The following is a 21,372-nucleotide window of genomic DNA, read 5'->3' on the forward strand; positions in this document are numbered from 1 at the left end:
ACACTGAGGCTAAGCGCTATGCTTAACAAAGGAGTCCATAATGAAAAGTCGTTTACGCATAACTGATGATGACCGCTGGCAGTCTGTTGTGGATCGTGATGCTGACGCCGACGGTCAGTTTGTTTTCGCCGTCCACACCACCGGTATTTTCTGCCGTCCGTCCTGTCGGGCGAAACATGCGCTGCGCAAAAATGTCAGTTTCTTTGCTGATGCCCAGCAGGCGCAGGCCGCCGGGTTTCGGCCCTGTAAACGCTGCCAGCCGGATAAAGACAGCGCGCAGCAGCATCGGCTGGACAAAATAGCCCACGCCTGTCAGTTGCTGGAGCAGGAGTCGCCCCTCACGCTGGATGAGCTGGCGCAGCAGGTGGCGATGAGCCCGTATCACTTGCACCGTCTGTTTAAAGCCACGACGGGCATGACCCCGAAAGCGTGGCAGCAGTCCTGGCGCGCTCGTCGTCTGCGCGATGCCCTGGCAAAAGGGGCGCCAGTAACCCAGGCGATTTTGAACGCCGGATTCCCCGACAGCAGCAGTTATTACCGACAAGCGGATCAGGCGCTAGGTATGACCGCCAGGCAATTTCGCAAAGGCGGCGATAACGTTTCTGTGCGCTATACCCTGACAGATTGCGCCCTGGGGCGTTGCCTGGTGGCGGAAAGCGAACGCGGTATCTGCGCGATCTTGCTGGGTGATGATGATGCTACATTGGTTGCGGAACTGCATGAGCTGTTTCCCGCCGCTCAGGATGAGGCAGCCGATGCTGATTTCCAGCAGCATGTGCGTGAGGTCATCGCCGTGATTAATACGCGCAATACTCCACTGTCGCTGCCGCTGGATATCCGCGGGACCGCATTCCAGCTGCAGGTGTGGCAGGCGCTGCGCGCAATCCCATGTGGTAAGACGGTTAGTTACCAGCAGTTAGCCAGCGCCATCGGTAAACCGAAAGCGGTGCGCGCGGTGGCCAGCGCCTGCGGAGCCAACAAACTGGCGATTGTCATCCCGTGTCACCGGGTGATCCGTAATGATGGTGCGCTTTCGGGCTACCGCTGGGGTATTGCGCGCAAGGCGCAGTTACTGCAACGAGAAATCTCTGGGGAGGAAACGTAATGCTTGATCTCTTTGCGGATGAGAAACCCTGGCAGGAACCGCTGGCATCCGGCGCGGTAATTTTGCGGCGTTTTGCCTTTGAGTCCGCACCGTCTTTGCTGCAGGCGATCGCGGCTGTCGCCCGACACTCGCCGTTTCGCCAGATGGTGACGCCCGGCGGTTACACGATGTCGGTGGCGATGACCAACTGCGGTCATTTGGGCTGGACGACGGATCAACATGGCTACCTTTATTCTCCGTTTGACCCGCTTTCCGGTGCGCCATGGCCGCCGATGCCGGATGCTTTCGCTGCGCTGTGCCAGCAGGCGGCTACGGCGGCGGGCTATGCCGATTTTCAACCCGATGCCTGCCTTATTAACCGCTACACGCCAGGGGCGAAACTGTCATTACATCAGGATAAAGACGAACCTGACCTGCGGGCGCCTATCGTTTCTGTCTCGCTGGGGTTACCGGCCATCTTTCAGTTTGGCGGTTTGCGCCGTAATGACCCTTTAAAACGTTTACTGCTGGAGCATGGCGATGTCGTGGTATGGGGTGGGAACTCACGGTTGTTTTATCATGGGATCCAGCCGCTTAAGACAGGGTATCATCCGTTAACCGGTGACTGTCGTTACAATCTGACGTTTCGCCAGGCTGGTAAAAAAGAATAAAAATAAGAATTATTATTGCTGTCGGCAAAGAGATGTTTAAACTGCGGGCTGTTATTACTTGTCCGGGTTGTTTGCATGGAACTTTTACTTCTTGTCTGGCGGCAGTATCGCTGGCCATTTATCAGCGTCATGGCGCTCAGCCTCGCCAGCGCAGCATTGGGAATTGGGCTGATTGCGTTTATTAACCAGCGCCTGATTGAAACGGTCGACACCACGTTGATGGTGCTGCCGGAGTTTCTTGGCCTGCTGCTGCTGTTGATGGTTGTCACCCTCGGCTCACAGCTGGCGTTAACCACGCTGGGACACCACTTTGTTTACCGCCTGCGTAGTGAATTTATCAAGCGTATTCTGGACACCCACGTCGAGCGTATCGAACAGCTTGGCAGCGCTTCGTTGCTGGCCGGTTTAACCAGCGATATCCGCAACATCACCATCGCTTTTGTTCGTCTGCCTGAGCTGGTGCAGGGGATTATCCTGACTATTGGGTCGGCGGCGTATCTGGCGATGCTATCAACCAAAATGCTGCTGGTGACGGCAATCTGGATGGCAATCACCATCTGGGGCGGGTTTGTGCTGGTCGCGCGGGTATATAAACATATGGCGACCCTGCGCGAAACAGAAGACAAATTGTACAACGATTACCAGACGGTGCTGGAAGGGCGCAAAGAGTTGACGCTCAACCGCGAGCGCGCCGAGCATATCTTTAATCAATTATACGTCCCGGACGCTAAAGAATATCGTCACCATATTATCCGTGCCGATACCTTCCACCTCAGCGCGGTGAACTGGTCGAACATTATGATGCTGGGCGCCATTGGCCTGGTGTTCTGGATGGCTAACAGTCTGGGCTGGGCGGATACCGCCGTGGCGGCGACCTATTCGCTGACGCTGTTATTCCTGCGTACGCCGCTGCTCTCCGCCGTTGGCGCACTGCCGACGCTGCTCACCGCACAGGTCGCTTTTAACAAGCTGAATAAATTCTCACTGGCGCCCTTTAAGGCCGAATTCCCGCGACCAACCGCGTTTCCGGACTGGCAAACGCTGGAGCTGCGTAACGTGGTATTCCACTATCAGGATAATGCGTTCTCTGTCGGACCGGTAAATCTGACTATTCGTCGCGGGGAACTGATCTTCCTGATTGGCGGCAATGGTAGCGGGAAATCCACACTGGCTATGTTACTCACCGGGTTGTATCAACCGCAGTCAGGCGAGATCCTGCTCGACGGCAAAGCGGTTGCTGTCGAAAAACCAGAGGACTATCGCCAGCTGTTCTCCGCCGTGTTTACCGACGTCTGGTTGTTCGACAAACTGCTCGGTCCGGAAGGTAAAGAGGCCGATCCGGCGCTGGTGGCGAAGTGGCTGGAACATCTGAAGATGGGTCACAAGCTTGAGCTGAACGATGGGCGTATTCTTAATCTCAAGCTGTCGAAAGGGCAGAAAAAACGCGTAGCGCTGCTGCTGGCGTTGGCGGAGGAGCGTGACATTATTCTGCTGGATGAATGGGCTGCCGATCAGGACCCGCACTTCCGCCGTGAGTTCTATCAGGTGTTATTGCCGCTGATGCAGGAAATGGGTAAAACCATCTTCGCTATTAGCCATGACGATCATTATTTTATTCACGCCGATCGTCTGTTGGAGATGCGTAACGGACAGTTAAGTGAATTAGTGGGCGATGAGCGTGACGCCGCCTCGCGAGATGCCGTCGCTCGTACTGCGTAATCCCTGTAACCGCCGGTTTTTTAGCCGCCCGGCGGTTGCGTTTATTGTTATTTACATAAATCGGCATCATGATTAATGATATTTCATATCATGGATTTATGATTAATGTCCGCATTCAACAAAAACAGCGCCAGACTGCGTGATGAAGAGCGCGCGCGCCTCATCTGGCTGCTGACCACAGATAAAGCCATTATTTCCACGCTGTTGGGCAAGCTTACCCTGGCTGAGCAATATGACGTCGGTACCTTAGCCGACGATATTGCTGAGGTAGGGGCGCTGGTGGCGCACCTGCCGCCGCCCGATCTGGCCGATACCCTCGAAGCATTACCTTCTGAAGAGCGCCACGCCCTGTGGCGGCTGGTCGAAAATGAAAAACGCGGTAACGTCCTGCTTGAGGCGTCAGAAAACGTCTGGGACGATCTGATTGATGAGATGAGCGACCGCGAGCTGCTGGATGCCCTGCAATATCTCGACATCGATGAACAGATTTATCTGGTCCAGCATTTGCCGCGTAATCTCACAGGCCGTCTGCTGGCAACGTTACCCGCAGAGGAGCGGGCGCGCGTGCGCCAGGTACTGCACTACGAGAAGAATCGCGTCGGTGCGATTATGGAGTTCGAAGTCATCACCGTGCGCCCGGACGTGACGCTGGAAGTGGTGCAGCGCTATTTACGGCGGCTGGGCAGGATGCCGGAGAACACCGATAAACTTTTCGTGACCGATCGCAATAAGGTGCTGGTCGGCGAACTGACGCTAACCTGTATCCTGCTCAATGATGTGCAGCGTAAAGTCAGCGAGGTGATGGAAGATGACCCACTCACCTTTTCCCCGGAAGACATTGCCGAAAACGCCGCGCGTACGTTCGAACGTGACAACCTGGTCAGTGCCGCGGTGGTTGATCCTGCCGGTAAGTTGATGGGCCGTTTGACCATTGATGAGATCGTTGATGTGGTATACGAAGAGACCGATACCGATCTGCGTCGAATGGGGGGCTTGAGCGCCGAAGAGGATGTGTTTGCTCCTGTTACCAAAGCGGTAAAAACCCGCTGGGCATGGTTGGCCATTAATCTCTGTACCGCCTTTATCGCCTCGCGGGTCATTGATGGCTTTGAACATACGATCTCGCAACTGGTGGCGCTGGCCTCGCTGATGCCGATTGTGGCAGGGATCGGCGGCAATACCGGAAATCAAACTATTACCATGATTGTTCGCGCGTTGGCGCTACAAAATATTCAGCCGGGAAACCTGACATTTTTGATCCTGCGCGAGATGGGCGTGGCGCTGGTAAATGGCCTCGTCTGGGGTGGGATTATGGGCGGCATTACCTGGTGGCTGTACGATGATATGGCGCTCGGCGGCGTGATGACCCTGGCGATGATGCTTAATCTGCTGATGGCGGCGTTGATGGGGGTGATTATTCCCATGACGATGGTGAAGCTTGGGCGCGACCCGGCGGTCGGCTCAAGCGTCATGATCACGGCCATCACCGATACCGGCGGTTTCTTTATTTTTCTCGGTCTGGCAACGCTATTTCTGATGTAGCCGCGCGTTTACGTCTGACGATGCGCGGCAGGATGAGCATCGTCATCACCCCGGCAACCACGCCAATCGCCAGGTTGCCGGTAGCGACCGTTGCGCCGACGGTTATCAGCATGACCAGCGTTTCAGTAACGGGGATTTTCGTCAGTGTCGCGGGCTGGATACTCTGCCAGCTGAAGGTTTTCACCGCCACAATCACCATAATTCCCGCCAGCACCGACATGGGTATTTTCGCCATGACTTCGCTCAACGCGGTGACTAGCAGCAGCAACACCAGCCCGGCGGCAATCGTCGAAACGCGGCTGCGTCCTTTGCCCATCTCGACGTTAACGATGGTTTGACCAATCATCGCGCACCCGGCAATGCCGCCATAAAATCCGGCCAGAATATTGGCTATCCCCAGTCCAGTGCTCTCTCGATTCTTGTTCGACGGTGTCACCGTCAGATCATCCACCAGACGGGCGGTTAACAGCGACTCCATTAAACCGACAAAAGCGATGCTCAGCGCACAGGGCCAGATAATGACCAATGTTTGCTGGTTGAGCGGCACTAACAACTGCGTTAACCCCGGAAGGCTACCGCTCATTGAACCTTCACCACCGACGGTTGGTAACAGTTGCCCACTGCTTACAGTAAATATCGTCAGCAGCACAATGGCGATAAGCGGCGCGGGGATTGTTTTAATCAATCGCGGAACCCACAGCACAATCAGCAGCGTCAGGATAAACAGTCCCCAGATTAGCGGGCTTTTCCCCCAGAAATGCGGGACCTGGGCAAAGAAAATCAAAATGCCCAGGGCGTTGACAAAGCCGGTCATGACGGCTGTAGGAATGAATCGCATCAGACGCGCCATCCCTGATACGCCAAACAGGATCTGAATCATCCCAGCCAGCACCACCGCTGGCAGAATGTACTGCACGCCATGTTGATGCACCATCGGACCAATCACCAGCGCAACCGATCCTGCCGCGGCGGTAACCATTGCCGGACGGCCGCCTAAAAAAGACATTGCCAGGCACAACACGACGGAAGCTATCAGGCTGACTTTAGGATCGACGCCCGCAATAACGGAAAAAGAGATCACTTCCGGGATCAGCGCCAGGGCGGTTACCACTCCCGCCAGCGTTTCTCGTACCAACAGGCGGGGTTGTCGCAGTACGGCGCGGGTGCTCTGTTCTGTCACCGCAGGGGAGGAGTGTGTTGCAGACATAGTAACTCTCAGGTCAGAAAGGGCCTGATAACAGCAGACCGACAGGCATCCGTGCGTGAATAGCAAAGCGCAGCATAGTACGCGTCTGGCGGGCAGGTTTCCAGAGGTGATTGTCAATAACCGCATAAATTATCAACGTATTAATAACATTTTTAAAATTAAAATATAATTTATAAACAATATTTAATTATTTTTACTTAAGTGTTACCGTTGGTGCCGCTCGATTTTCACCTGCATTAAAAGCAAAAAGCGATACTAAAAGTAAGGCATTAAGATTATGAAAAAAGTGACTGCCATGCTCTTCACCATGGCTGTAGGGCTGAACGTTGTCTCAATGGCAGCAAAAGCGAAAGCGGCGGAAGAGCAGGAAACGGATGTACTGTTGATTGGCGGCGGTATCATGAGCGCCACGCTGGGAACCTATTTACAAGAGCTGGAGCCACAATGGTCAATGACCATGGTCGAGCGACTGGATGGCGTCGCTCAGGAAAGTTCGAACGGCTGGAACAACGCCGGAACCGGCCACTCCGCACTGATGGAGCTGAACTACACGCCTAAAAAGGCCGACGGTAGCATCAGCATTGAAAAGGCAGTCGAAATCAACGAAGCCTTCCAGATTTCCCGTCAGTTTTGGGCTTATCAGGTCAATAATGGCGTGATGCATGAACCACGCTCATTTATCACTACCGTCCCGCATATGAGTTTTGTCTGGGGCGACGAGAACGTGAATTTCCTGCGCGCCCGTTACACCGCACTGCAGCAGAGCACTTTATTCCGTGGTATGCGTTATTCCGAAGATCACGCGCAGATTAAAGAGTGGGCGCCGCTGGTTATGGAAGGTCGCGATCCGAAACAGAAAGTCGCGGCAACGCGCACCGAGATTGGTACTGACGTTAACTATGGTGAAATCACGCGCCAACTGATTGCCTCGTTGCAGAAGAAGCCCAACTTTGCGCTGCAACTGAGCACCGAAGTACGAGGCTTTAAGCGTAATGCAGACAATAGCTGGACCGTTACGGTCGCCGATCTGAAAAACAACGAAGCGGAACATGATATCAAGGCGAAGTTTGTCTTTATCGGTGCCGGTGGCGCGGCGCTGAAGCTGTTGCAGGAAACCGACATTCCAGAAGCGAAAGGCTATGCCGGATTCCCGGTTGGCGGCCAGTTCCTGGTGGCAGAAAACCCGGACGTAGTGAATCGCCACCTGGCGAAAGTGTATGGTCAGGCCTCTGTGGGCGCGCCGCCGATGTCGGTACCGCACATCGATACCCGTATCCTGGATGGCAAGCGTGTCGTGCTGTTTGGGCCATTCGCGACATTCTCCACCAAGTTCCTGAAAAACGGTTCATTGTGGGATCTGCTCAGCTCGACCACGACGTCGAACTTTATGCCGATGGTCAACGTAGGTCTGGATAACTTCGATTTGGTGAAATATCTGGTAAGTCAGGTGATGCTGAACGATGACGACCGTTTTGCCGCACTGCAAGAATACTATCCGCAGGCGAAAAAAGAGGACTGGCGTCTATGGCAGGCGGGTCAGCGTGTGCAGATCATTAAAAGTGATGCAGAAAAGGGCGGCGTGCTACGTCTGGGAACTGAAGTGGTCAGCGATAAAGAAGGTACGATTGCTGCACTGCTGGGCGCTTCGCCTGGTGCATCAACCGCGGCGCCGATCATGCTGCATCTGATGGAAAAAGTGTTTAAAGATAAAGTCGCCAGCCCCGAGTGGCAGGCGAAGCTGAAAACGATTATTCCGTCTTATGGTACTAAGCTGAACGGAAACGTTGAGGCAACTGAACAAGAGCTGCAATACACCAGCGAAGTTCTGGGTCTGAAATACGACAAGCCGCAGGTTGCCGATGAAGCGCCAAAACCGCAGTTGAAACCTCAGGCTCAACCGCAGCCTGAGCAGAAAGCTGTGGCGGATATCGCGCTGTAAATAAAATGCCGGATAAGCGCAGCGCTTATCCGGCCTGGTTCACGCGTCTGTAGGCCGGATAAGGCGGAACGCCGCCATCCGGCACATTCTCACTTAGCGCGCGACTGCGTCCTGAATCTTCTCTTCCGCTTTCCAGATACGGTATTTCACTTCCACGTTTTCCGGGGTGTAGACCACAATCGGCAACTTGCTGTTGTAGCGCAGCATACCGTCATCACCCAGATACGCGGTAATAAATTTCTTCTCTTTTTTACCGTCCGGGCAGGCCATCATGGTTGAAACCGGAGAGGTGACTTTGTCGAAAACGTAGTAGTCGTATCCCCAACCTTCCAGCGTTTTGCTATCCAGTTCTCCGCCCAGGCGATGTTGGTTGCAGTCGACCTCCAGCGTCTGGCCGATCAATAGTTCTACTTTCAGGGTAGATTCATCTTTCTCAGGGGGAAGCTGGATTACCTGGCGCTTCATACCCTTTTCCGCTTTAGGATAAGGGGCGACCTTTTCCAGCGGCTGAGCACCGGTATCGTTACTGCCAGCCCAGGCAGAGGTGCTGGCAAAGGCGGCGAAAAGCACGGCAGGGACAATTGTCTTCATCTTATTGTTCACAGTGTTTCCTTTCTTCTGTCTTATGAACGAGTCTGGGGCAGGTTAACATATTTGCATTATCTATTAATCTGGATTTACTTATATTTTCAGTGAGTATTTGAGTGTTGTCGGTTGTGTGTAGCGATATATTCTAAGATTTATCTTAATTTTAAGATTATTCTCTTTGTGACGTGTCCGTTATGTAATTTATTATATAACCCATTGAAATGTGAGCAAAAGCGCATTTTTTCCCGTCAACTCAACACTCTTTTGATCCGGCAACAGCATTTACCCCGATCGGGGTATGCTCCTCTTACACATCCTGAAATATCTTACGACTAAAAATAACTACTCATAAATAGTGCAGTTTTTTATGTCGTTCAACCCGCCGGGGGAGAGCGTCATTATGGAAGGACAATGTCATGGTTGATTTATCCCGTCGAGGCATGTTGACAGGCAGTTGGCGTAACGCCAACGCAGGGATCCGTCCGCCGTGGAGCAAGGAAGACTCTCACTTTCTGGCCCATTGCCTTCGTTGTGACGCCTGCATCCAGGCGTGTGAAACCGACATCCTGCAGCGAGGCCAGGGTGGTTATCCGAGCGTAAATTTCAAACACGGCGAGTGCAGCTTTTGTTATGCCTGCGCAGAGGCCTGTCCCGAATCACTTTTTCTTCCGCGCCACACCAGGGCATGGGATCTGAATTTTACGATCGGGGAAAACTGTCTCGCACACCAGTCAGTTGAATGTCATCGCTGTCAGGATAGCTGTGAACCTATGGCTATAACCTTTCGCCCCACGCTGTCCGGTATTTATCAGCCACAGCTCGACAATCAGGCCTGTAACGGATGTGGCGCGTGTGTCGCGATTTGCCCGGTATCAGCCATTAATGCGGAGTACAACCATGGACAGTAACTGGCAGGTCTGCAGCCTGGTCGTTCAGGCCAAAAGTCAGCATATCAATGATATCGCCACGCAGTTGCGTTCGTTTCCGGGTTGCGAAGTTGCACTTAGCGACGTGGAAAGCGGCCAGCTCATTGTGGTGGTGGAAGCAGAGCAAAGTGAAACGCTAATGAAAACTATTGAGTCAGTGCGCAACGTTGCGGGCGTGCTGGCGGTGTCGCTGGTTTATCACCAGCAGGATGAGCAAGGTGAGGAAACACCATGAAACTCAGTCGTCGTAGCTTTATGAAAGCTAACGCCGTTGCGGCCGCTGCGGCGGCTGCCGGGTTAAGCGTGCCGGGCGTAGCCCGCGCAGTAGTCGGTCAGCAAGAAGCCATCAAATGGGACAAAGCCCCGTGCCGTTTCTGCGGGACAGGCTGTGGCGTATTGGTCGGGACGCAGCAAGGGCGTGTAGTGGCATGCCAGGGCGATCCGGATGCGCCGGTTAACCGTGGGCTTAACTGCATCAAAGGTTACTTCCTGCCAAAAATCATGTACGGAAAAGACCGTTTAACACAGCCGATGCTGCGCATGAAGGACGGGAAGTATCACAAAGAGGGTGAATTCACGCCGATTAGCTGGGAGCAGGCCTTTGACGTGATGGAAGAGAAATTCAAAACGTCCATGAAAGAAAAAGGCCCAGAGTCTATCGGCATGTTCGGCTCGGGTCAGTGGACGATTTGGGAAGGTTACGCCGCCGCCAAATTGTTTAAAGCCGGCTTCCGTTCTAATAACATCGACCCGAACGCGCGTCACTGCATGGCGTCAGCGGTGGTTGGCTTTATGCGTACCTTCGGTATGGATGAGCCGATGGGTTGTTATGACGATATTGAGCATGCCGATGCTTTCGTCTTGTGGGGCGCGAATATGGCGGAGATGCACCCGATTCTGTGGTCGCGCATCACCAACCGTCGTCTGTCCGATCCGAATGTTACCGTCGCAGTGCTCTCCACCTTCCAGCATCGTAGTTTTGAGCTGGCGGATAACGGTATGGTCTTCACGCCGCAAACCGATCTGGTGATCCTCAACTACATCGCAAACTACATCATTCAAAACAATGCGATCAACCAGGATTTCTTCAGCAAGCACGTTAACCTGCGTAAAGGGGTGACGGACATCGGCTACGGCCTGCGTCCAACTCATCCGCTGGAAAAAGCGGCGAAGAATCCAGGTTCCGATGCCTCTGAACCGATGAGCTTTGAGGATTACAAAGCCTTCGTTGCTGAGTACACGCTGGATAAAACCGCCGAAATGACCGGCGTACCGAAAGATCAACTGGAACAGTTGGCGCAGTTGTATGCCGATCCGAAGAAAAAAGTCATCTCCTACTGGACGATGGGCTTTAACCAGCATACCCGCGGCGTGTGGGCCAACAACCTGGTCTATAACCTGCACCTGCTGACCGGTAAAATTTCTCAGCCAGGCTGTGGTCCGTTCTCATTGACCGGTCAGCCTTCCGCCTGCGGTACCGCGCGTGAAGTTGGGACGTTCTCCCACCGTCTGCCTGCGGACATGGTGGTCACCAACGAAAAACACCGCGATATCTGTGAGAAGCACTGGAATATCCCATCAGGGACCATTCCGGCAAAAGTCGGGCTGCATGCCGTGGCGCAAGACCGTGCGCTGAAAGATGGCAAACTCAATGTCTACTGGACGATGTGCACCAACAACATGCAGGCCGGTCCGAACATCAACGAAGAGCGTATGCCGGGCTGGCGCGATCCGCGCAACTTCATCATCGTCTCCGATCCGTACCCGACGGTCAGCGCCCTGTCAGCCGACCTGATCCTACCGACCGCAATGTGGGTAGAGAAAGAAGGGGCTTACGGCAACGCGGAACGCCGTACTCAGTTCTGGCGTCAGCAGATTAAAGCGCCGGGTGAATCGAAATCGGATCTGTGGCAACTGGTGCAGTTTTCCCGTCGCTTCAAAACAGAAGAGGTATGGCCGGAAGAACTACTGGCGCAGAAACCGGAGCTGCGCGGCAAAACGCTGTATGACGTGCTGTTCGCCACGCCAGCCGTGACCAAATTCCCGGTAGCTGAACTGGCTGAAGATCAGCTCAACGATGAATCCCGCGAGCTGGGCTTCTATCTGCAAAAAGGGCTGTTCGAAGAGTACGCCTGGTTTGGCCGTGGCCACGGGCACGATCTCGCACCATTCGACGATTACCACAAAGCGCGCGGTTTACGCTGGCCGGTCGTTGAGGGCAAAGAGACTCAGTGGCGCTACAGCGAAGGCAACGACCCGTACGTGAAAGCGGGGGAAAGCTACAAGTTCTATGGTAAGCCGGACGGCAAAGCGGTCATCTTCGCGCTGCCATTTGAACCTGCCGCTGAAGCGCCGGATAAAGAGTATGACCTGTGGCTTTCCACTGGACGTGTGCTGGAGCACTGGCATACCGGCAGCATGACGCGTCGTGTGCCTGAACTGCACCGCGCCTTCCCGGAAGCTGTGCTGTTTATCCACCCGCTGGATGCAAAAGCGCGCGATCTGCGCCGTGGCGATAAAGTCAAAGTGGTTTCCCGCCGTGGCGAAGTTATCTCGATTGTTGAAACGCGCGGGCGTAACCGTCCGCCGCAGGGGCTGGTATACATGCCGTTCTTCGACGCCGCACAGTTGGTGAACAATCTGACGCTGGATGCGACGGATCCGCTCTCCAAAGAGACGGATTTCAAGAAGTGCGCTGTGAAACTGGCGAAGGTGTAACGCGTTATGTCCCGGTCAGCAAAACCCCAAAATGGCCGCCGCCGTTTTCTGCGCGACATGGTTCGCGCGGCGGGCGGGCTGGCCGTCGTTGGCGTGGCGCTGGGGTTACAACAGCAAACCGCACGTGCAACCGGCGTGCGGTTACGCCCGCCTGGCGCACTGAGCGAGGAGGCATTCGCCAGCGCCTGTGTGCGTTGCGGTCAGTGCGTTCAGGCATGCCCGTATGACACGCTGAAACTGGCGACGCTGGCCTCCGGGCTGGCAGCTGGTACGCCGTATTTTGTCGCCCGCGATATTCCTTGCGAAATGTGTGAGGATATTCCGTGCGCCAAAGTCTGCCCCAGTGGCGCGTTGGACAAGGAAATTGAATCCATTGACGATTCGCGTATGGGGCTGGCGGTACTGCTGGATCACGAAAACTGCCTCAACTATCAAGGGCTACGCTGCGATGTTTGCTATCGCGAGTGCCCGAAAATCGATGAGGCTATCACCCTTGAGCTGGACCGCAATATGCGTACCGGCAAGCATGCGCGGTTTATTCCAACCGTCCATAGCGATGCCTGTACCGGCTGCGGGAAATGCGAAAAAGTCTGCGTACTGGAGCAGCCAGCAATAAAAGTGCTGCCACTGTCGCTGGCGAAAGGGGAGTTAGGACACCATTACCGCTTCGGCTGGCTGGAGGGGAACAATGGCAAATCGTAAACGTGACGCCGGGCGTGAAGCGCAGGCAAAAAAAGGGTGGTGGAAGAGTCATCGCTGGCTGCTGCTGCGTCGTCTGAGTCAGTTTCTGATACTGGCGATGTTCCTGAGCGGCCCGTGGCTTGGCGTATGGATCCTGCATGGCAATTACAGTGGCAGCCTGCTGTTGGATACTGTCCCATTCACCGATCCGCTAATTACGCTGCAAAGCCTGGCCAGCGGACACCTGCCGGCAACGGTTGCGTTAACGGGGGCGGTCGTCATCACGGTGCTGTATGCCCTTGCGGGTAAGCGTCTGTTTTGCAGCTGGGTTTGTCCGATGAACCCGGTCACCGATTTAGCCAGTTGGTTACGCAGAAGGTTTGACCTGAATCAGTCCGCGACCCTACCGCGCTATATACGGTATGTCCTGCTGGTGGTTATCCTGGTCGGTTCCGCCTTGACCGGTACGCTGCTGTGGGAATGGATAAATCCCGTCTCTCTGCTCGGACGGAGTCTGATAATGGGATTTGGCAGTGGAGCGCTGCTGATTCTGGCGCTGTTTTTATTTGATCTACTGGTCGTTGAGCATGGCTGGTGCGGGCATCTCTGCCCACTGGGCGCACTGTATAGCGTGGTGGGAAGTAAAGGTGCATTAACCGTTTCGGCAAAAGAACGTAACAGATGTAACCGCTGTATGGATTGTTTTCATGTTTGCCCGGAACCGCATGTGCTACGTGCGCCGGTGCTGGATGAGCAAAGCCCGGTGCAGGTAACCAGTCGCGATTGCATGGCCTGCGGTCGCTGCGTGGATGTCTGTTCTGAGGATGTTTTTACAATAACAACACGATGGAGTTCGGGAGCGAAATCATGAAAAGCCATGACCTGATTAAAAAGCTGAGTCAATGGACGGCCCTGCTTGCCCTGGTCGTCAGTGGGGCCGTTTGGGCTGCAAACGGAGTGGACCTAAGCCAGTCACCGGAAGTCTCAGGGACGCAGGAAGGGGCGATTCGCATGCCGAAAGAGCAGGAGCGTATGCCGCTGAACTATGTGAATCAACCGCCAATGGTTCCGCACAGCGTTGAAGGGTATCAGGTGACGACCAATACTAACCGCTGCCTGCAGTGTCACGGTGTGGAAAGCTATCGCACCACCGGCGCGCCGCGCATCAGTCCGACGCACTTTATGGACAGCGACGGCAAGGTATTGGCTGAAGTCGCGCCGCGTCGTTATTTCTGTCTGCAATGTCACGTCCCGCAGGCTGACGCTGCGCCGATTGTTGAAAATACCTTCACCCCCTCGAAAGGTTACGGGAAATAAGAGGTCATTATGGAAAATTCTAACCGTAAACCAGGCTGGATTAAGCGCGTCTGGCAATGGTGGCGTCGCCCCAGCCGTCTGGCGCTCGGCACGCTGTTGTTAATCGGCTTTGTGGGCGGCATTATTTTCTGGGGCGGCTTTAATACCGGTATGGAAAAGGCCAATACGGAAGAGTTCTGCATTAGCTGTCACGAAATGCGCAATACGGTGTACCAGGAATATATGGAAACCGTACACTACAACAACCGCAGCGGTGTGCGTGCGACTTGCCCTGATTGCCACGTCCCACATGAGTGGGGCCCGAAAATGATCCGTAAGATCAAGGCCAGTAAAGAGCTGTACGCGAAGGCGCTGGGGTTAATAGATACACCGCAGAAATTTGAAGATCATCGTCTGACGATGGCGCAAAATGAGTGGCGGCGTATGAAAGATAATAATTCGCAAGAGTGTCGCAACTGTCACAACTTCGAGTTTATGGATTTAACCGCCCAGAAAGGCGTTGCGGCCAAAATGCATGACCAGGCCGTGAAAGACGGGCAAACCTGTATTGACTGTCATAAAGGGATAGCGCACAAATTGCCTGATATGCGCGAAGTCAAACCGGGCTTTTAACAGGATGTAGATAACCAGGTATGCTTGAAGCCAGAGAATTACTTTGCGAGCGGGATGACAGAATACTGTTCAGCGATCTGTCATTTCGCGTCAACGCAGGGGAATGGGTACAAATTACCGGCAGCAACGGCGCGGGGAAAACCACTTTGCTGCGGTTGCTTACCGGGCTGGCGCGTCCCGACGCAGGGGAGGTTTGCTGGCAAGAGCAACCCCTGCATCACGTGCGGGACAGCTACCATCAGCAATTGCTGTGGATCGGACATCAGCCGGGGATAAAAACCCGGCTTTCGGCGTTGGAGAACCTGCGTTTTTTCCATCACGATGGCGACATCGCACAGTGTCTGGACGCGCTGGCGCAGGCGGGACTTGCCGGATACGAAGATATTCCGGTAAATCAACTTTCCGCCGGACAACAGCGGCGCGTGGCGCTGGCCCGTTTGTGGCTGACCCGCGCCCGGCTGTGGATCCTTGATGAACCCTTTACCGCCATTGATGTAAACGGCGTTGAGCGACTGACTCAGCGTATGGCACAGCATACGGAACAGGGCGGTATTGTCATTCTCACCACTCACCAGCCGCTTAATGTTGAGACCAATAAAGTGCGACGTATTGCGCTGACCAGCGAGAGGGCAACGCAATGATGTGGCGAATCTTCCGTTTAGAACTGCGAGTTGCGTTTCGTCATAGTGCGGAAATCGCCAATCCTTTATGGTTCTTTCTGATTGTTATCACGTTGTTTCCTCTGAGCATTGGGCCGGAGCCACAGCTGCTGGCGCGTATTGCGCCAGGCATTATCTGGGTTGCGGCGCTGCTGGCGTCATTGCTGGCGCTGGAGCGCTTGTTTCGTGATGACTTACAGGACGGCAGCCTTGAGCAGTTGATGCTGCTGTCGCTGCCGCTTCCGGCGGTCGTGCTGGCGAAAGTGATGGCGCACTGGGTCGTAACCGGTTTGCCGCTGTTAATCCTCTCTCCGCTGGTGGCATTACTGCTGGGCATGGATATGTACGGCTGGAAAATTATGGCGCTGACTTTGCTGCTCGGCACGCCGACGTTGGGTTTTCTCGGCGCGCCTGGCGTAGGTCTGACGGTGGGGTTAAAGCGCGGCGGCGTGCTGTTAAGCGTGCTGGTTCTCCCGCTTACTATTCCACTACTGATTTTTGCGACCGCGGCGATGGATGCGGCCTCCATGCACTTGCCTGTTGAAGGATACATGGCGATTCTGGGGGCGTTGTTGGTAGGCAGCGCCACGTTAAGCCCGTTTGCCACGGCTGCGGCGTTACGGATCAGCGTGCAGTAATGCGACAGGATTTGCAGGCCGGGCAAGGCGCTCCGGCAAAACGGATATTAATTAATGGAGTCTGGTGACTGAACTATGTGGAAAACACTTCATCAATTGGCGATGCCCCCTCGGCTCTATCAGATCTGCGGCTGGTTTATTCCGTGGCTGGCGATTGCCAGCGCGGTGGTATTGATAACCGGATGGGTGTGGGGCTTTGGCTTCGCGCCAGCTGATTATCAGCAGGGACAGAGCTATCGCATCATTTATCTGCACGTTCCGGCGGCAATCTGGTCGATGGGAATTTATGCCTCGATGGCTGTTGCGGCGTTTATCGGCCTGGTCTGGCAGATGAAAATGGCCAATCTGGCGCTGGCTGCGATGGCGCCCATTGGCGCTGTGTTTACCTTTATCGCGCTGGTGACGGGGTCCGCATGGGGCAAACCGATGTGGGGAACCTGGTGGGTCTGGGATGCCCGACTCACCTCTGAACTGGTGTTGCTGTTTCTCTACGTTGGCGCCATTGCATTGTGGCATGCGTTTGACGACCGCCGCCTGGCAGGGCGTGCCGCCGGTATTCTGGTGTTAATTGGTGTGGTCAACTTACCGATTATTCACTACTCGGTCGAGTGGTGGAACACGCTGCATCAGGGGTCAACCCGTATGCAGCAAAGTATCGATCCGGCAATGCGCGCACCGCTGCGTCTGGCGATTGTCGGTTACCTGTTGCTGTTTGTCACGCTGGCGCTAATGCGCATGCGTAACCTGATTTTGATAATGGAAAAACGCCGCCCGTGGGTGAGCGAACTGATCTTAAAAAGAGGCCGCCAATGACCCCTGCATTTGCATCATGGAGTGATTTTTTCGCGATGGGCGGTTACGCCTTGTATGTCTGGCTGGCTGTCGCCATGAGCGTTATTCCGCTGCTGGTGCTGGTGCTACATTCTGCGTTACAGCATCGCGCAATTTTACGCGGTGTGGCCCAGCAGCGGGCGAGGGAAGCGCGCATGCGCGCAGCGCAAGTACAACGGGAGGCGGCGTGAATATTCGACGTAAAAATCGGCTATGGATAGCCTGCGCGGTACTGGCAGGTCTGGCGTTGACCATTTCGCTGGTGCTCTACGCGCTGCGTTCCAATATCGATCTGTTCTACACCCCGGGAGAGATACTCTACGGTAAGCGCGAGACACAGCAGATGCCTGAAGTCGGTCAGCGTCTGCGCGTGGGTGGGATGGTGATGCCGGGCAGCGTGAAGCGCGATCCGCAATCGCTAAAAGTAACTTTCAGCATCTATGACGCCGAAGGTGTGGTGGATGTGACCTATGAAGGCATTTTGCCGGACCTGTTCCGCGAAGGGCAGGGGGTCGTTGTTCAGGGCGAGCTGGACAAGGGAAATCATGTGCAGGCTAAAGAGGTTCTGGCCAAACATGATGAAAATTACACCCCGCCGGAAGTCGAAAAAGCAATGCAGGAAAACCACCGTCGCCCGGAAAGTGTTTATAAGGATAAAACGTCATGATGCCGGAAATTGGCAATGCGCTGTTGTGCCTTGCGCTTGGCGTTGCACTACTGCTGTCGGTCTATCCGTTGTGGGGCGTGGCGCGCGGCGACGTGCGGATGATGGCCTCAGCACGGCCCTTTGCCTGGGTCTTGTTTATCTGCGTGATGGGAGCGTTCCTGATTCTGGTTAATGCCTTCGTGGTTAATGACTTTACCGTGACCTACGTCGCCAGTAACTCCAATACCCAGCTTCCTGTCTGGTACCGGGTGGCAGCGACATGGGGCGCGCATGAAGGTTCGCTGCTGCTGTGGGTGCTGCTGATGAGCGGCTGGACGTTCGCCGTCGCGGCGTTCAGTCAGCGTATGCCGCTGGACATTGTCGCCCGCGTGTTGGCGGTGATGGGGATGGTCAGCGTCGGCTTCCTGCTGTTTATTCTCTTTACCTCTAATCCGTTTGCCCGCACGTTGCCCAATTTCCCTGTTGAAGGGCGCGATCTGAACCCGCTGTTGCAGGATCCGGGACTGATTTTCCATCCGCCGTTGCTGTACATGGGGTATGTCGGTTTCTCGGTAGCTTTCGCGTTTGCGATCGCCGCGTTGATGAGCGGGCGTCTGGACAGCACCTTCGCTCGCTTTTCGCGTCCATGGACGCTGGCGGCGTGGGTGTTTCTGACGCTGGGGATTGTACTCGGTTCGGCCTGGGCCTATTACGAGCTGGGCTGGGGCGGCTGGTGGTTCTGGGATCCGGTTGAGAACGCCTCCTTTATGCCATGGCTGGTGGGCACCGCCCTGATGCACTCGCTGTCGGTAACCGAACAGCGCGCCAGCTTCAAAGCCTGGACGCTGCTGCTGTCAATCTGCGCCTTCTCGCTGTGCCTGTTGGGGACTTTCCTGGTACGCTCCGGCGTACTGGTTTCGGTGCATGCTTTCGCCTCTGACCCGTCGCGAGGGATGTTTATTCTGGCCTTTATGGTGCTGGTGATTGGCGGTTCCCTGCTGCTGTTTGCAGTGCGTGGGCATAAGGTTCGCTCGCGGGTAAACAACGCGCTGTGGTCGCGTGAATCGCTGCTATTGGGCAACAACGTTCTGCTGATCGCCGCTATGCTGGTGGTGTTATTGGGCACGCTACTGCCGCTGGTGCACAAACAGCTTGGGCTGGGCAGCATTTCGATTGGCGAGCCGTTCTTCAATACCATGTTTACCTGGCTGATGGCGCCGTTTGCGCTGCTGCTGGGCATTGGGCCATTAGTGCGCTGGGGCCGTGACCGACCGCGTAAACTGAAAACGTTACTGATTATCGCGTTTGTCACCACGCTAATTCTGTCGCTGCTGTTGCCGTGGCTGTTTGAGGATCGTATTGCCGCCATGACGGTGGTGGGGCTGGCGATGGCGTGCTGGATTTTTGTGCTGGCCATGTCCGAAGCGTACCTGCGCATTTCTCGTGGAACGAAGCTGACGCCCAGCTACTGGGGGATGGTATCGGCTCACGTTGGGCTGGCGATTACCATTGTTGGTATTGCCTTTAGCCAGAATTACAGCGTGGAACGCGATGTCCGTATGAAAGCGGGTGATAGCGTCAGCATCCATGACTATCAGTTTACTTTCCGTGAAGTGAAAGATATTACCGGACCAAACTACCGGGGCGGGGTCGCCATTATTGGCGTCACGCATGATGGTAAACCGGCAGCCACGCTGCATGCGGAAAAACGTTTCTATAACAGCACCAGTTCGATGATGACTGAAGCGGCGATTGACGGCGGGTTCACGCGCGATCTGTATGCTGCGCTGGGTGAAGAGCTGGATAACGGCGCATGGGCTGTACGTTTGTATTACAAACCGTTTATTCGCTGGATTTGGGCCGGAGGATTGCTGATGGCGCTGGGCGGGGTGTTCTGCCTGTTTGATCCACGCTATCGCCAGCGCACGCGCCCTCGCGCCGCGGTGCAAAAAAATGCGTCGGAGGCTGTATGAAGCGCAACGCACTGTTAATTCCGTTTATTATTTTTCTCATTATTGCGGCAGCGCTGCTGTGGCAGTTAGCGCGTAACGCGCAGGGAGACGACCCTACTAATCTGGAGTCGGCGTTGATCGGCAAACCTGTTCCGACGTTCCGCCTGGAATCGCTGGAAAACCCGGGTCAGCATTATCAGGCCGATGTGCTGACGCAGGGCAAGCCGGTGTTGCTGAACGTCTGGGCGACCTGGTGTCCGACCTGTCGCGCCGAGCATCAGTATCTGAATCAGCTGTCTGCGCAAGGCGTAAGGGTAGTGGGTCTGAACTATAAAGACGATCGTCAGAAAGCCATTGTCTGGTTGAAAGAGTTGGGCAATCCATACTCATTAAGTCTGTTTGACGGCGACGGTATGCTCGGCCTCGATCTTGGCGTGTACGGCGCGCCGGAGACATTCCTGATCGACGGGAAAGGTATTATTCGCTATCGCCATGCCGGTGATCTTAACGCCCGGGTGTGGGAAAGCGAGATCAAACCGCTGTGGGACAAGTACAGTAAGGAGGCTGCGCAATGAGATTTTTATTGGGCCTGCTGATGTTGGTTATCTCGGGATCCGCGCTGGCGACTATCGATGTAATGCAGTTTAAGGATGAAGCGCAGGAGCAGCAGTTCCGCCAGCTTACCGAGCAACTGCGTTGTCCTAAGTGTCAGAACAACAGCATTGCCGACTCTAACTCAATGATTGCCACCGACCTGCGGCAGAAAGTGTACGAACTGATGCAGGAAGGCAAAAGTCAGAAAGAGATTGTTGACTACATGGTGGCGCGCTACGGTAACTTCGTCACTTACGATCCTCCGTTAACTCCGCTGACCGTGCTGCTGTGGGTGATGCCGGTGGTAGCGATTGGTCTCGGGGGCTGGATTATTTTCGCCCGTACTCGCCGACGCGTGCGGGTGAAACAAGAAGAGTTTCCTGATGACATCATCCCGGATGGCAAGCGCGGTGGATTCGGACTCTTTGTGCCCGGCATCGTGGTGGCGTTGGTGGTCGGCGCGGTGAGCTATTACCAAACCGGGAACTATAAACAGGTGCAGGTCTGGCAACAGGCCACCGCTCAGGCACCTATGCTACTGGAGCGGGCATTGGATCCAAAAGCCGACCCGTTGAATGAAGAAGACATGACGCGTCTGGCGCTGGGGCTGCGCACTCGCTTACAGGCCGATCCCGCAAACGTTGAAGGCTGGATTATGCTTGGACGTATTGGCATGGTGCTCGGCAACGCCAGCACGGCTACTGAAGCCTATGCCAATGCTTATCGGCTGGATCCGAAAAACAGCGATGCGGCGCTGGGCTATGCGGAAGCGCTGACCCGTTCATCCGACCCTGATGATAACCGTCGGGGCGGGGAGCTGTTACGTCAACTAATACGCGGCGAACATGCCAACGTGCGCGTATTGAGCATGTACGCGTTTAACGCTTTCGAACAGCAGCGCTTCGGCGAAGCGGTTGCGGCGTGGGAGATGATGCTGAAATTATTACCCGCCAACGATACCCGTCGGGCGGTAATCGAGCGCAGTATTAAACAGGCGATGGAGCAGCTAACGCCGCAGGAGAAGTAAGAGTGGAAGATGCCGGATGGC

General features: G+C 55.0%; 21 protein-coding genes and 1 pseudogene. 20 read left to right on the plus strand and 2 right to left on the minus strand.

Annotated features, from left to right (window positions below; genetic code table 11):
- Positions 1 to 40: 40 nt before the first annotated feature.
- The 4 genes and pseudogenes from ada (at position 41) to mgtE (ending at position 5,016) form a co-directional block, all read left to right on the plus strand.
- Positions 41 to 1,105: a bifunctional DNA-binding transcriptional regulator/O6-methylguanine-DNA methyltransferase Ada gene (ada, locus tag ICA20_RS08085; protein ID WP_038642208.1), complete on the plus strand. Its 1,065-nt coding sequence runs from the start codon at positions 41 to 43 to the stop codon at positions 1,103 to 1,105.
- A pseudogene (alkB, locus tag ICA20_RS08090) lies at positions 1,105 to 1,795 on the plus strand (DNA oxidative demethylase AlkB). The gene ada and the pseudogene alkB overlap by 1 nt, the downstream one beginning before the upstream one ends.
- 35 nt (positions 1,796 to 1,830) lie before the next feature.
- Positions 1,831 to 3,474, plus strand: a complete 1,644-nt coding sequence (locus ICA20_RS08095) for a multidrug ABC transporter permease/ATP-binding protein (protein WP_038642204.1) — start codon at positions 1,831 to 1,833, stop codon at positions 3,472 to 3,474.
- Positions 3,475 to 3,579: 105 nt separating this feature from the next.
- Entirely contained in the window at positions 3,580 to 5,016 is a 1,437-nt protein-coding gene (gene mgtE / locus ICA20_RS08100) for a magnesium transporter (protein ID WP_038642202.1), read from the plus strand.
- Here the strand turns inward: mgtE and ICA20_RS08105 are convergent.
- Complete coding sequence (locus ICA20_RS08105; protein ID WP_038642199.1) at positions 4,979 to 6,223, minus strand: SulP family inorganic anion transporter; 1,245 nt, start codon at positions 6,221 to 6,223, stop codon at positions 4,979 to 4,981. The genes mgtE and ICA20_RS08105 overlap by 38 nt on opposite strands.
- 277 nt (positions 6,224 to 6,500) lie before the next feature.
- On the opposite strand from ICA20_RS08105, the gene mqo reads away from it, so the two are divergent.
- A complete protein-coding gene (mqo, locus tag ICA20_RS08110; protein ID WP_038642197.1) occupies positions 6,501 to 8,162 on the plus strand; it encodes a malate dehydrogenase (quinone) in 1,662 nt (553 codons plus the stop codon).
- Between the two features lie 93 nt (positions 8,163 to 8,255).
- On the opposite strand, the gene eco is transcribed toward mqo, so the two are convergent.
- Positions 8,256 to 8,753, minus strand: coding sequence for a serine protease inhibitor ecotin (gene eco / locus ICA20_RS08115; RefSeq protein WP_038643271.1), 498 nt, complete (start codon positions 8,751 to 8,753; stop codon positions 8,256 to 8,258).
- 413 nt (positions 8,754 to 9,166) lie between these two features.
- On the opposite strand from eco, the gene napF reads away from it, so the two are divergent.
- From napF to ICA20_RS08190, 15 genes are all read left to right on the plus strand, one after another.
- Complete coding sequence (gene napF, locus ICA20_RS08120; RefSeq protein WP_038642195.1) at positions 9,167 to 9,658, plus strand: ferredoxin-type protein NapF; 492 nt, start codon at positions 9,167 to 9,169, stop codon at positions 9,656 to 9,658.
- Positions 9,648 to 9,911 (plus strand): chaperone NapD, encoded by a 264-nt coding sequence (napD, locus tag ICA20_RS08125; RefSeq protein WP_038642193.1) that lies wholly within the window; start codon positions 9,648 to 9,650, stop codon positions 9,909 to 9,911. Before napF ends, napD begins: the two co-directional genes overlap by 11 nt.
- Positions 9,908 to 12,394, plus strand: a complete 2,487-nt coding sequence (gene napA / locus ICA20_RS08130) for a nitrate reductase catalytic subunit NapA (RefSeq protein ID WP_038642191.1) — start codon at positions 9,908 to 9,910, stop codon at positions 12,392 to 12,394. The genes napD and napA overlap by 4 nt, the downstream gene beginning before the upstream one ends.
- 6 nt (positions 12,395 to 12,400) lie before the next feature.
- Positions 12,401 to 13,096 carry a ferredoxin-type protein NapG gene (gene napG / locus ICA20_RS08135; protein WP_038642189.1) on the plus strand — a complete coding sequence of 232 codons (696 nt, stop codon included), beginning with the start codon at positions 12,401 to 12,403 and terminating at the stop codon, positions 13,094 to 13,096.
- Positions 13,083 to 13,946 (plus strand): quinol dehydrogenase ferredoxin subunit NapH, encoded by an 864-nt coding sequence (gene napH, locus ICA20_RS08140; protein ID WP_038642187.1) that lies wholly within the window; start codon positions 13,083 to 13,085, stop codon positions 13,944 to 13,946. The genes napG and napH overlap by 14 nt, the downstream gene beginning before the upstream one ends.
- Positions 13,943 to 14,392 carry a nitrate reductase cytochrome c-type subunit gene (napB, locus tag ICA20_RS08145; RefSeq protein ID WP_038642185.1) on the plus strand — a complete coding sequence of 150 codons (450 nt, stop codon included), beginning with the start codon at positions 13,943 to 13,945 and terminating at the stop codon, positions 14,390 to 14,392. Before napH ends, napB begins: the two co-directional genes overlap by 4 nt.
- Before the next feature lie 9 nt (positions 14,393 to 14,401).
- Positions 14,402 to 15,004, plus strand: coding sequence for a cytochrome c-type protein NapC (gene napC / locus ICA20_RS08150; protein WP_003027548.1), 603 nt, complete (start codon positions 14,402 to 14,404; stop codon positions 15,002 to 15,004).
- 20 nt (positions 15,005 to 15,024) lie between these two features.
- Positions 15,025 to 15,645: a cytochrome c biogenesis heme-transporting ATPase CcmA gene (gene ccmA, locus ICA20_RS08155; protein WP_038642182.1), complete on the plus strand. Its 621-nt coding sequence runs from the start codon at positions 15,025 to 15,027 to the stop codon at positions 15,643 to 15,645.
- Positions 15,642 to 16,301 carry a heme exporter protein CcmB gene (ccmB, locus tag ICA20_RS08160; protein ID WP_038642180.1) on the plus strand — a complete coding sequence of 220 codons (660 nt, stop codon included), beginning with the start codon at positions 15,642 to 15,644 and terminating at the stop codon, positions 16,299 to 16,301. Before ccmA ends, ccmB begins: the two co-directional genes overlap by 4 nt.
- 75 nt (positions 16,302 to 16,376) lie before the next feature.
- On the plus strand, positions 16,377 to 17,114 hold the full coding sequence (locus ICA20_RS08165) for a heme ABC transporter permease (RefSeq protein WP_038642178.1): 738 nt from the start codon (positions 16,377 to 16,379) through the stop codon (positions 17,112 to 17,114).
- A complete protein-coding gene (gene ccmD, locus ICA20_RS08170) occupies positions 17,111 to 17,323 on the plus strand; it encodes a heme exporter protein CcmD (protein ID WP_005129320.1) in 213 nt (70 codons plus the stop codon). The genes ICA20_RS08165 and ccmD overlap by 4 nt, the downstream gene beginning before the upstream one ends.
- Positions 17,320 to 17,799, plus strand: a complete 480-nt coding sequence (gene ccmE, locus ICA20_RS08175; protein ID WP_038642175.1) for a cytochrome c maturation protein CcmE — start codon at positions 17,320 to 17,322, stop codon at positions 17,797 to 17,799. The genes ccmD and ccmE overlap by 4 nt, the downstream gene beginning before the upstream one ends.
- Complete coding sequence (locus ICA20_RS08180; protein ID WP_038642174.1) at positions 17,796 to 19,751, plus strand: heme lyase CcmF/NrfE family subunit; 1,956 nt, start codon at positions 17,796 to 17,798, stop codon at positions 19,749 to 19,751. Before ccmE ends, ICA20_RS08180 begins: the two co-directional genes overlap by 4 nt.
- Complete coding sequence (gene dsbE / locus ICA20_RS08185) at positions 19,748 to 20,305, plus strand: thiol:disulfide interchange protein DsbE (RefSeq protein WP_003834613.1); 558 nt, start codon at positions 19,748 to 19,750, stop codon at positions 20,303 to 20,305. The genes ICA20_RS08180 and dsbE overlap by 4 nt, the downstream gene beginning before the upstream one ends.
- Positions 20,302 to 21,351: a cytochrome c-type biogenesis protein CcmH gene (locus ICA20_RS08190; protein WP_038642171.1), complete on the plus strand. Its 1,050-nt coding sequence runs from the start codon at positions 20,302 to 20,304 to the stop codon at positions 21,349 to 21,351. The genes dsbE and ICA20_RS08190 overlap by 4 nt, the downstream gene beginning before the upstream one ends.
- The last annotated feature ends 21 nt before the right edge of the window (positions 21,352 to 21,372 follow it).

It is taken from the genome of Citrobacter sp. C5_2, from assembly GCF_014596845.2.
Lineage (GTDB): Bacteria > Pseudomonadota > Gammaproteobacteria > Enterobacterales > Enterobacteriaceae > Citrobacter > Citrobacter werkmanii.